Source organism: Pantoea sp. R102, assembly GCF_004916815.1.
In the GTDB taxonomy this organism is placed as follows: Bacteria; Pseudomonadota; Gammaproteobacteria; order Enterobacterales; family Enterobacteriaceae; genus Pantoea; species Pantoea dispersa.
In genome coordinates this window covers 1-10,731 of sequence record NZ_SDFT01000198.1, presented here as the reverse complement: position 1 = coordinate 10,731, position 10,731 = coordinate 1, and the positions used below count along the sequence as shown (strand labels likewise).

11 protein-coding genes, 1 tRNA gene and 2 pseudogenes are annotated in these 10,731 nt (G+C 56.5%); 7 read left to right on the top strand and 7 right to left on the bottom strand.

Going from position 1 to position 10,731, the window contains the following annotated elements; all coding sequences use genetic code 11:
- Positions 1 to 266, top strand: a pseudogene (locus tag ERD80_RS18905) (ABC transporter permease); the annotation flags it as partial.
- Positions 267 to 528: 262 nt separating this feature from the next.
- Here ERD80_RS18905 and purK read toward each other — a convergent pair.
- The 4 genes from purK to ppiB all read right to left on the bottom strand — a co-directional run bounded on the left by purK (position 529) and on the right by ppiB (position 3,443).
- Entirely contained in the window at positions 529 to 1,593 is a 1,065-nt protein-coding gene (gene purK, locus ERD80_RS18900) for a 5-(carboxyamino)imidazole ribonucleotide synthase (protein WP_136548061.1), read from the bottom strand.
- Positions 1,590 to 2,099, bottom strand: coding sequence for a 5-(carboxyamino)imidazole ribonucleotide mutase (gene purE, locus ERD80_RS18895; RefSeq protein WP_021508633.1), 510 nt, complete (start codon positions 2,097 to 2,099; stop codon positions 1,590 to 1,592). Before purE ends, purK begins: the two co-directional genes overlap by 4 nt.
- A 133-nt stretch (positions 2,100 to 2,232) precedes the next feature.
- The gene (locus ERD80_RS18890; protein WP_136548059.1) at positions 2,233 to 2,949 is read right to left on the bottom strand and encodes a UDP-2,3-diacylglucosamine diphosphatase; all 717 of its coding nucleotides are present in this window, start codon (positions 2,947 to 2,949) and stop codon (positions 2,233 to 2,235) included.
- Positions 2,949 to 3,443, bottom strand: a complete 495-nt coding sequence (ppiB, locus tag ERD80_RS18885) for a peptidylprolyl isomerase B (protein WP_021508631.1) — start codon at positions 3,441 to 3,443, stop codon at positions 2,949 to 2,951. Before ppiB ends, ERD80_RS18890 begins: the two co-directional genes overlap by 1 nt.
- Before the next feature lie 218 nt (positions 3,444 to 3,661).
- On the opposite strand from ppiB, the gene cysS reads away from it, so the two are divergent.
- Positions 3,662 to 5,047 (top strand): cysteine--tRNA ligase, encoded by a 1,386-nt coding sequence (cysS, locus tag ERD80_RS18880; protein ID WP_021508630.1) that lies wholly within the window; start codon positions 3,662 to 3,664, stop codon positions 5,045 to 5,047.
- A gap of 82 nt (positions 5,048 to 5,129) precedes the next feature.
- Here the strand turns inward: cysS and ybcJ are convergent, their stop codons facing one another.
- Both ybcJ and folD read right to left on the bottom strand, forming a co-directional pair.
- Positions 5,130 to 5,342: a ribosome-associated protein YbcJ gene (ybcJ, locus tag ERD80_RS18875; protein WP_058781236.1), complete on the bottom strand. Its 213-nt coding sequence runs from the start codon at positions 5,340 to 5,342 to the stop codon at positions 5,130 to 5,132.
- Complete coding sequence (gene folD / locus ERD80_RS18870) at positions 5,342 to 6,208, bottom strand: bifunctional methylenetetrahydrofolate dehydrogenase/methenyltetrahydrofolate cyclohydrolase FolD (RefSeq protein WP_021508629.1); 867 nt, start codon at positions 6,206 to 6,208, stop codon at positions 5,342 to 5,344. The genes ybcJ and folD overlap by 1 nt, the downstream gene beginning before the upstream one ends.
- A gap of 175 nt (positions 6,209 to 6,383) precedes the next feature.
- On the opposite strand from folD, the gene ERD80_RS18865 reads away from it, so the two are divergent.
- From ERD80_RS18865 to ERD80_RS22920, 5 genes and pseudogenes are all read left to right on the top strand, one after another.
- On the top strand, positions 6,384 to 6,887 hold the full coding sequence (locus ERD80_RS18865; RefSeq protein WP_058769413.1) for a DUF1198 family protein: 504 nt from the start codon (positions 6,384 to 6,386) through the stop codon (positions 6,885 to 6,887).
- Positions 6,888 to 6,982: 95 nt separating this feature from the next.
- Positions 6,983 to 7,059: transfer RNA gene (locus ERD80_RS18860), tRNA-Arg, on the top strand.
- A gap of 165 nt (positions 7,060 to 7,224) precedes the next feature.
- Positions 7,225 to 8,451 (top strand): integrase arm-type DNA-binding domain-containing protein, encoded by a 1,227-nt coding sequence (locus tag ERD80_RS18855; RefSeq protein ID WP_136548055.1) that lies wholly within the window; start codon positions 7,225 to 7,227, stop codon positions 8,449 to 8,451.
- A 144-nt stretch (positions 8,452 to 8,595) separates the two neighbouring features.
- Positions 8,596 to 9,381, top strand: a complete 786-nt coding sequence (locus tag ERD80_RS18850) for a hypothetical protein (protein WP_136548053.1) — start codon at positions 8,596 to 8,598, stop codon at positions 9,379 to 9,381.
- Between the two features lie 207 nt (positions 9,382 to 9,588).
- Positions 9,589 to 9,759, top strand: a pseudogene (locus ERD80_RS22920) (AlpA family transcriptional regulator); the annotation flags it as partial.
- Positions 9,760 to 10,072: 313 nt separating this feature from the next.
- Here the strand turns inward: ERD80_RS22920 and ERD80_RS18840 are convergent.
- Positions 10,073 to 10,252: a hypothetical protein gene (locus tag ERD80_RS18840; protein WP_136548049.1), complete on the bottom strand. Its 180-nt coding sequence runs from the start codon at positions 10,250 to 10,252 to the stop codon at positions 10,073 to 10,075.
- Positions 10,253 to 10,731 lie beyond the last annotated feature (479 nt).

Below are 10,731 nucleotides of genomic sequence, written 5' to 3'. Positions count from 1 at the left end.
GTGCCAGCCAGCGCCTGCTGCGCGGCACGCTGTGGTGTGAGTTTGCGCTGCTTGGCGTGGTCGCGGGAATCGCGGCGGCGCTGGGGGCGGAAGCGGCACTGTGGGGACTTCAGCGTTAGATTTTTGATTTCCCGTGGCAGCCGGACTGGACGCTATGGCTGGCGCTGCCGCTGTGTGGCGCGGCGCTGCTGTCGCTGTGCGGCGGCTGGCTGGGTGTCCGCTTACTGAAGGGGAAAGCGCTGTTCAGGCGGTTTGACGCTGCCTGATGCCCTCACCCCAGCCCTCTCCCACGGGAGAGGGAGCCGATCGAGCCCGTATGCGTGATTCTGCACTTCAGAACGTTAAGGTGAGTGTCAAACTGAAAAATCGCAGCGCATGGTTCCCTCTCCCACGGGAGAGGGAGCCGATCGAGCCCGTATGAGTGATTCTGCACTTCAGAACGTTCAGGTGAGCGTCAAACGGAAAAATCGCACCGTATAATCCCCTCTCCCTGGGGGAGAGGGCAAGGGTGAGGGGAACACCGCGGAACTACAGCTTCGCCACGGCCCACGCTATGCCGCTCGCATAGGCGTCAGGCAGCAGCGGTACCAGCGCATTGAGTGCGGCGGTGAGGCGTGCCGGATCGCTGTCGGTCAGATTCAGGTGGCCGACCTTACGTCCGGCGCGGACTTCTTTGTCGTACCAGTGCAGATGCACCAGCGGCTGCTGCAGCCAGTCGGTATTGAGGTCGGTGCCAATCAGGTTGACCATCACCGACGGCGCAAACACCACCGGCTGCGGCAGCGGCAGACCGAGCACGGCACGCAGGTGCAGTTCAAACTGGCTGATTGAGGCGCCATTCTGCGTCCAGTGGCCGCTGTTGTGCACGCGCGGTGCCAGCTCATTGATCAGCAAGCCCTGCGGCGTGACGAAACACTCCATCGCCATCACGCCCACGTAATTCAGCTCATGCATGATCGCGCTCAGCATCGCTTCTGCCTGCTGCTGTTGCGCGGCATCAGCCTGCGGGAAGGCAACGCTGGTCCGCAGAATGCCGTCCTGATGCAGGTTGTGCGTCAGCGGATAAAACACCGTGCGGCCATCGTGCCCGCGCGCGCCCACCAGCGAGACTTCACCGCCGAAGTTAATACCCTGCTCAACGATGCACTCGCCGTAACACTCATCCGGCAGCGTTGCGGTTTCGTCGGCGCGCAGGCGCCACTGACCGCGGCCGTCGTAGCCGCCGGTGCGGCGCTTGACGATCGCCAGCTCGCCCAGCGTGCTAAATACCGCCGGCCACTCGCTTTTCTCAGCCAGCAACTGCCACGGCGCGGTTGCCAGGTTGAGTTGATCGAGCAACTGCTTTTGCGTCAGGCGATCGGCGAGGCGCGGAAAAATATCGCGGTTGACGAACGCCGGATGGTTAGCCAGCTCGCGCGTCAGCGCGGTTTCCGGCCAGCGCTCGATTTCCGCGGTGATCACGCTTTGCGCGATCGGCAGTGCTGACGGCTCCGCGTCCAGCCCGACCGGATACACGGCGATGCCCAGCGGTTCGCCGGCCTGGCGCAGCATGCGGCCCAGCTGACCGTTGCCGAGTACGCAAACTGGCTTCATGCGTCCTCCCGCGGATCCGGATTATTCAGCACCTCATCGGTCTGGCTCTGACGCCAGGCGGCCAGGCGTGCAGCCAGATCGCGATCGTGAATCGCCAGGATCTGCGCCGCCAGCAGTGCGGCGTTGGCGGCACCGGCTTTACCGATGGCCAGCGTACCGACCGGAATGCCGCGCGGCATCTGTACGATGGAGTAGAGGCTGTCCACGCCGCTCAGCGCTGCGCTCTGTACCGGTACGCCCAGCACCGGCAGCAGGGTTTTCGCCGCCAGCATGCCTGGCAGGTGCGCCGCACCGCCGGCACCGGCGATGATCACCTGAAAACCGTTGTCGGCTGCGCGCTCTGCGAAGCTGAACAGCTTATCTGGCGTACGGTGCGCAGAGACCACTTCAACGTGGAACGGGACATCCAGGCTGTTAAGGATTTCCTCGGCGAACTGCATGGTAGCCCAGTCACTTTTGGAACCCATGACGATGGCGATACGGGCCGGGGCGGCGTTGGATGACATGCGGTCAACTCCTGTGAATAATCAAACGAACCTGGCCGGGCGGGCAGGTAAAGAAGGGCACAGAGAATAGCACGAGACAGCGGCAAGGAAAACGGTTGCGTGGGCGGAAAACCGGCATTTCCGCCGCAAACAATCAGAAAGGAAATTCGATCAACTGCACGCCCTGTGCGTCCAGCTGAATCATCGATCCGCGCTCATGCCACGCGCCCAGCACCGCGCGTTGCGCAGGCGTGCCGGCGAGCTCGAACTGATGAATCGCCGGACGATGGGTGTGGCCGTGAATCAGGATCGGCACCTGCTGGCGCGTCAGCGCCGCGGCTACCGCCTGCGGGTTGACGTCCATGATGCTCAGTGACTTGTGCTGGTTGGCCTGCTGGCTGTCGGCCCGCATCCGCGCAGCGATGCGCATGCGCAGACGCAACGGCAGCGCGAGAAACAGCCGCTGCAGCCAGCGCTGATGCACTTTGGCGCGAAAACGCTGATAACCGTGATCGTCAGTACATAGCGTGTCGCCGTGCATCATCAGCACGCGCTGACCATAGCGCTCCAGCACCTGCTCTTCGGGCAGCAGCGTCATGCCGCTGGCGCGGGCGAACTGTTGACCTAACAGGAAGTCGCGATTGCCGTGAATAAAGAATTTGGGTACCGGCAGGGCACGCAGGGCGTCGGCGATCTGCTGATGCAGCGGATTAGGATCGTCATCGCCAATCCAGGCTTCAAACAGATCGCCAAGGATGTAAAGCGCATCACACTGCTGCGCTTCCCGCTGCAAAAAATGCAGAAAACCGGCAGTGATTGCCGGTTCTTCCTGACACAGATGTAAATCTGCGATAAACAGCGTGCGCGACATTACTCGCTGACGGTCACTTTCTGGATGATCACGTCATCAACCGGCACGTCCTGGTGCATGCCGCTGCGGCCGGTTTTCACTGCTTTGATTTTTTCGACCACGTCCATGCCTTCAACCACTTCAGCAAACACGCAGTAACCCCAGCCCTGCAGGCTTTCGTCACGGAAGTTCAGGAAGTCGTTATCGGCAACGTTGATGAAGAACTGTGCGGTAGCCGAGTGAGGTGCCTGGGTACGCGCCATCGCCAGCGTGCCTTTGGTGTTTTTCAGGCCGTTGTTGGCTTCGTTGCGGATGTCTGCTTTGGTGGCTTTCTGCTTCATGCCCGGCTCGAAACCGCCGCCCTGAATCATGAAACCGTTGATCACGCGGTGAAAAATGGTGTTGTCGTAGAAACCTTCACGGCAGTAGTCCAGGAAGTTCTGTACAGTAGCCGGCGCTTTGTCATCGAAGGTTTTGATTACGATATCGCCATGGTTCGTCTGGAAAGTGACCATTATATTCGTCCTGTGGAGGTTGTCGTCAGTATCAACTGCCGCACCGGCAAGGCGGCGGGGCATTTTTGTAGACGCCTCTTATATCACAATTTCCAATAACGCGTCAGTAAGGCAACGGCAGTTGCGAAGCGAGCGATGCACAAGTCGGAAAAATACGGCACAATAACCGGCTACATCAAGAAGGCGTATCCCGCACACGTAAACAACGGAATCGTTCAATGCTAAAGATCTATAACACCCTGAGTCGCCAGAAAGAGGAATTTAAACCCATTCATGCCGGTGAAATCGGTATGTACGTGTGTGGAATCACGGTTTACGACCTCTGTCATATCGGCCATGGGCGTACCTTTGTGGCATTCGACGTGGTCGCGCGTTACCTGCGTTACGTGGGCTATAAGCTGAAATACGTGCGTAATATCACTGACATCGATGACAAGATCATTAAACGAGCCAACGAAAACGGGGAAAGCATCGAAACGCTGACCAACCGGATGATCGCCGAAATGCACAAAGATTTTGCCGCGCTGGGTATTCTGCCGCCGGATCTCGAGCCGCGCGCCACGCGCCACATCGCGGAGATCATCGAACTGGTCGGCAAGCTGATCGATCGCGGCCATGCCTACGTGGCGGATAACGGCGACGTGATGTTTGATGTGCTGAGCGATAAAGATTACGGCGCGCTGTCGCGTCAGGATCTCGAACAGCTGCAGGCCGGCGCGCGCGTGGAAGTGGCGGAAGTGAAGCGCAACCCGATGGACTTTGTGCTGTGGAAAATGTCCAAAGCCGATGAGCCGGCATGGAACTCACCGTGGGGCAACGGCCGTCCGGGCTGGCACATCGAGTGCTCGGCGATGAACTGCAAACAGCTTGGCACTCATTTCGACATCCACGGCGGCGGTTCAGACCTGATGTTCCCGCACCATGAGAACGAAGTGGCGCAGTCGACCTGTGCGCACGATGGCCCGTACGTAAACTACTGGATGCACTCCGGCATGGTGATGGTCGATCGCGAAAAGATGTCTAAATCGCTCGGCAACTTCTTCACCGTGCGCGATGTGCTGCAGCACTACGATGCGGAAACCGTGCGCTACTTCCTGATGTCCGGCCACTATCGCAGCCAGCTCAACTATGGCGAAGATAACCTGAATCAGGCACGCGCGGCGCTGGAGCGCCTGTACACCGCGCTGCGACATACCGATGCCAGCGCGACGCCGGCTGGCGGTGAGGCGTTTGAAGCCCGCTTCCGTACCGCTATGGACGATGATTTTAATACGCCGGAAGCTTACTCGGTGTTGTTTGATATGGCGCGTGAAGTCAATCGCCTGAAGGGTGAAGATAAAGCCGCCGCCGATGCACTGGCCGCGAAACTGCGCCAGCTGGCCGATGTGCTGGGCATTCTGCAGCAGGATCCGGAGCAATTCCTGCAGAGTGGCGCACAGGTCAATGCCGATGAAGTGGCAGAGATTGAACACTGGGTGAAAACCCGCGCCGATGCGCGCGCCGCGAAAGACTGGGCGCAGGCGGACATCGCGCGTGACAAGCTGAACGAGCTGGGCGTCATCGTGGAAGATGGCCCGCAGGGATCAAGCTGGCGCCGTAAATAACAAAAAGGGCGAACTGCGGTTCGCCCTTTTTATCATCAGCAATTAACTGGTGTAGGGTGCGCATTCATGCGCACCTGGCTAATCAGGCCACAACCGTTACGCGCTGACCGGCAAACTCAACCGTCTGACCAGCAATAATCTTGCAGCGCTTACGCGTCTCGATGGCACCATCGACGCGTACTTCGCCTTCGTCGATCACCGCTTTGGCCTGCGCGCCGCTCTCCACCCAGCCTTCCAGCTTCAGCAGATCGCACAAATCAACGTGCGCATGTTTACCCAGTGAAAAACTCGCCATTATGCCTGCTCCACATCGTGATATTGCTCGCACGCCAGCAGCGTGTTCTCAATCAGCGTGGCGACCGTCATCGGGCCAACGCCACCCGGTACAGGCGTGATGTAAGCCGCGCGCTCAGAGGCTGACGCAAAATCTACATCACCAACCACTTTGCCGCTTTCCAGCCGGTTAATGCCGACATCAATCACAATCGCACCTGGTTTAATCCAGTCGCCCGGGATAAAGCCCGGCTTACCGACTGCCACTACCAGCAGGTCGGCATGCTCAACGTGATGGCGCAGATCTTTGGTAAAACGGTGAGTGACGGTGGTGGTGCAGCCGGCCAGCAGCAGCTCCATGCTCATCGGGCGACCGACGATATTCGATGCGCCAACCACCACGGCGTTCAGGCCGTAGGTATCGATGTTATAGCGCTCCAGCAGCGTGACGATGCCGCGTGGCGTACACGGACGCAGCTTAGGGGCGCGCTGGCACAGACGACCGACGTTATAAGGATGGAAGCCATCAACGTCTTTGTCCGGCGTAATGCGCTCCAGCACTTTGACGTTGTCGATCCCGGCCGGCAGCGGCAGTTGCACCAGAATGCCGTCGATAGCGTCGTCATTGTTCAGCTCATCGATCACATCCAGCAGCTCGGCTTCGCTGGTGCTGGCGGGCAGGTTATAAGCGCGCGAGACAAAACCGACCTCTTCGCAGGCGCGGCGTTTGTTAGCGACATAGATCTGCGATGCCGGGTTTTCACCGACCAGCACCACGGCCAGGCCAGGGGCGCGTTTACCGGCAGCGAGACGCTGCTGCACTTTTTCGGCAACCTCAAGGCGCACCTGCTGCGCAATCGTTTTACCGTCAATAATTTTTGCTGCCATCAGAGAGGAAATCCATCTGTAGAGAGTTAAATCGGGGATGGCGCCTATTCTGTCAGAAGCGCGTGCGGCTGTCAGTCACAGATTCGTTTACGCGACCGGTTTCCCGATTTTTCGCCGTGGCGCGCACCAGGCTTAGCGCGTATTATGCCCGCCAGGCAATGATGTGGAACACGTGATGATTTGGTTGATGCTCGCCACGCTGGCGATAGTGTTTGTTGTGGGATTTCAGCTGCTGACCGCCGGTTCGCGCCACGCCGCACAGGCGCTCAGCAAGCGGCTGCAGCTGCCGCCGGTGCATGTTGAATCGCTGCTTGCGCAGATGGGCAAAGAGGCGGCAAACGAGTTCACCGATTACATTCGCGGCGACAACGAAGTGCACCTCAATAATGGCGCGGCAGTGCTGCTGATCTGGCAGGTGCTGATTGTTGATGGCAGCGATGAGAACGCACAGCGCTGGCATCACATTCTGACGAAGGCGGGGTTCTCCGCCCTGATTTCACGTCAGCAGCTGTTACTGGCGCTGGGATTCCTGCGCCAGCTGGAGCCGGACAGCCAGGAGCTGAATGCGTTACGCGAGCAGTATAATGCGCGCTTTACGCCGCAGGGGATTGAACTGGAAGGGGAATCCGCGGAGGTGAGTAATCTGGTCTCGCTGAGCGAGTGGCGTCAGCGTCATTAAGGCGAATTGTTCATTCCCTCGACACTCTGCCGTCCGTTGGCGGCAAAAACGTTGACGCGCCAGCGTGCCGACGTATAATCCGACGCATCTTCTATGCGCCCTTAGCTCAGCTGGATAGAGCACCGGCCTTCTAAGCCGTAGGTCACAGGTTCGAATCCTGTAGGGCGTGCCATTCTCTCTTCTTTTAACCTCTCCTGAAGTCTACAAAATCCCTTAAAAACAAGCATCTTATCTAAATCAGCGTCTGCTGAGGCATAGCCTTATCTGCTGGAATCTACATCATTCTGGGGGTACATTTGGGGGTATCTCCCGTTCAATGAAATGAGATACCCCCAAAATGAAGCTAAACGCCCGTCAGGTCAGCGCTGCCAGACCCAAAGATAAACCCTACAAACTGTCCGATGGCGGTGGGTTATATTTGCTCGTTCATCCCGGCGGCTCACGTTACTGGCGACTGAAGTATCGATTCTCAGGCAAAGAAAAACTGTTATCACTGGGGGTATATCCTGAGGTCCCTCTTGCTGATGCCCGGGCAAAACGTGACGAGGCGAAGCGCCTGCTCGCTGCAGGACAGGATCCGGGTGAGGTAAAGCAGGCTGAAAAGCAGGCACAGCGTGTAGCTGTCACCAACAGTTTCGAAGAGCTGGCTCTGGAGTGGCATGCGCACAAGCGTGAGGGCTGGTCTCAGGGCTATGCGGACGACATTCTCGAATATCTGCGCAAAGATGTTTTCCCCTGGATTGGCAGGCGTGCCATTACTGAAATCAAAACGACCGACATGCTTTCCGTACTGCGTAAGATGGAACAGCGTGGCGTTCTGGATAAGCTGAAGAAAACCCGGCAGGCATGCCGACAGATTTTCACCTATGCAGTGATTACCGGCAGGGCAGAACAGAATCCGGTTACCGATCTCGCCGGCGCACTGAAAGCGCCAAAGCAAAAGCATTTCCCTCATCTCACCACTGACCAACTGGGTGACTTCCTGCGCGCGCTCAGCGGCTATACAGGCAGCAGAGTGACACAGTATGCCACAAGGCTGCTGATGCTGACCGGCACGCGCACAGTTGAATTACGGGCGGCTGAATGGGCTGAATTCGATCCGGATAAAGCCCTGTGGCAGATTCCGGCGGCGCGAATGAAGATGCGTCGCCCGCATATCGTTCCGCTGTCCAGTCAGGCGCTGGCTTTGCTTGAAGAGCTAAAACAGCTGACCGGGCGCGGTCGCTTTGTTTTTCCCGGGCGTAATGACGCAGGAAAAACAATGAGCGAAGCCAGTATCAATCAGGTGATCAAGCGCATCGGTTATCACGGAAAAGCCACCGGGCACGGCTTCCGTCACACCATGAGCACGATTCTTCATGAGCGGGGCTACAACACGGCGTGGATTGAAACGCAGTTGGCTCATGCTGATAAAAATACTATCCGGGGGGTCTATAACCATGCCCAGTATCTGGAGGGGCGCCGGGCGATGCTTCAGTGGTATGCCGACTTTCTCGAATCGCAGGAAAAGGCAACAGCCCGAATTCCGGCAGGCATGCCTCAGAGTACGGATGGCTGGCTCTGAACGAACCCGTAGACCCATTGAGTAGACGATAGTAGACTTTATAAGAACAAAAAACAGCCAGCCTGTGTGGTGGCTGAAATCAGAAAACGTTTGAACATCTGCCCCCTCATCTACTCACTATCGCTGACGAATGCTGTGCGTCATATGCAAAAGATTAACTTCGAAGAACTGGATAAAGAACACGCTGAAGCCGTGCATTTCACGGATGCCATTGAGGTTATTGCTGAAGCCAGCAAACGCACAATGTGTGAGGGTGCACTGTTGATGGTGCGGGCTATGCGAGCCTTTAAAGGTGATTATCCTCATAACCTGTGTGAGTTTCGCTTTTACCGCTATTCGCGTGACCAGGGCTTTACATCCGATAAAGACCTGGAAAATAAAAGTTTAAAATTTCTCAGCAAAATTGCGAGCGGGTGTAAGTTTCCTCAGGCATCCGCTGGGTTTGGTCCCGATATTTATCTGGTGGACGGGTTCCAGATATACGAAGGGTTCTATTTCAAAAAAACAGAGCTGATCCTTTTTCTGCTCCATAATGACATGGCTGTTCCCGTCGAATTCTCCGACGGTCTCTCTGCTGCGATTGAGCTCTACGAGCAATATAAGAAACTGATTCGTAAAGGGGCGGATAATGCATCAGCCGATCCCCTGTCGGCTGACGAAGCTATAAATACTCTGGCCGCTGAGCCTGTGAAATGGGGGCGTTTTGCTGGTAAGGAAACGGCGCTGATGATGATTGCTGGTCTGGCTGTAGCTCTTGAACAATCCGGCGGTCGTTATTTGAGAGGGGCCAGACTGAACAAGAGTGCAGTCGTTGAAGCCGCGAGAAAGGCGATCAATGACTATGGAAAGGGGACAGAGATTACCAGTAAAGCGATGACAGATTTACTCAGAGCGGCGCTGAAAAGTCATATTGTTAAAACAGAACCCTGAACACTTCCAGTTTTGGCCCATCGACCAGGAGAGACTTCCAAAACTGTTTCTGCAGACTTCCAAATCGGCTTTCACTTCCAGAATGCAAGCAGAACACTTCCAGTTCGCTTGTTTCCACTTCCAGTTATTTCACCTCTGCTTCCACATCTCCCTCTTTTTTCTTGCTGAAATAGTCCTGTAAACCACACGAGGAATCAGGAGGTCACTATGTCTGAATCACTTATCCGCCTGTCAGAAGTTCAGCGTCGCACGGGCTACAGCAAAGCCTGGCTGTATCGCCTGATGAGTGAAAAACGTTTCCCTTTGCCAGTCAAAATTGGCGCCCGCGCGATTGCGTTTATCGAAAGCGAGATCGATGCGTGGATTGAAGAACGCATCAATGCGTCACGCTCAGCTACACCATATTTAAACGCCGATAAAACCCAACACAACGGGAGCGCAAATGCATGCAAAGCCTCTTCTAAATCAGAATGAAAATAACTTGCGCGCTCTTGCGATGAATTAATTGCACTATCACCCTCGCTGTCGCGGCGGCTCTGATTAAAGACTGATTCGGAGTAACAGAAATGATTGGTAAAAAAATGACTGCCTTGACTGGCAGTGCCCAGACTCACCCTTCATCCAGCCATAAGGCGGCTCCGGAGGACAGAACAGAGAACATTGCAGTTATCAAGGCAGCTGCCAGAACTGGTCAGCCTTTGGTTTCTATACCTCTGGACTGGAGCTCTTTGCGAATGATGCGCTTTATCCAGGCAGCTAAAGATTCGTCGCCATCTTTCTGCTGCGCCTGCTCCATCATGTCTCGCAATTCGGGATCAAGCCGAAACTGGAAAGGAGGATTACCACGTCTTTCATTTTTGTGTGTTGACACGTTAATTACACCGGTTGTAATGTGTTTATGTGTAATGACACATTACATACAGATGGTAAAAAAGGCAACGCCTCAGCAGTGCTTGGACCCACTACCGAGGCGTCTAACCAAACCGTTAGTCGAGGTAACAGTTATGGCTATGAACAAGCATACCCAAACTCGCCCCAGATATCAGCACCGCTTCCTGGTCGTTTCGCGTCAGGACCGGTCTGTACCCCCGCTCCGTCTCTGCACCGGCGCCGGCTCAGAGCAGGCTGTCCGCTGCCTTAACCTCTCTTTCGCGGACCCGCTGCCCGTTCAGGAGGCCCAAAATGCGTGAGCCCATGGATTTAGATCAGGCTGAATTCCAGGCCGAGATGGCCACCTCGCTGTTTGAGGTGATTATGGACAAGGCCTGTCAGGAGTGTTCCCCCCAGCTGCGGCACCTCATCAGCCTGGCCTGCGACATCAACTTTGAGATCTACCGCGCGCTCAGGGCT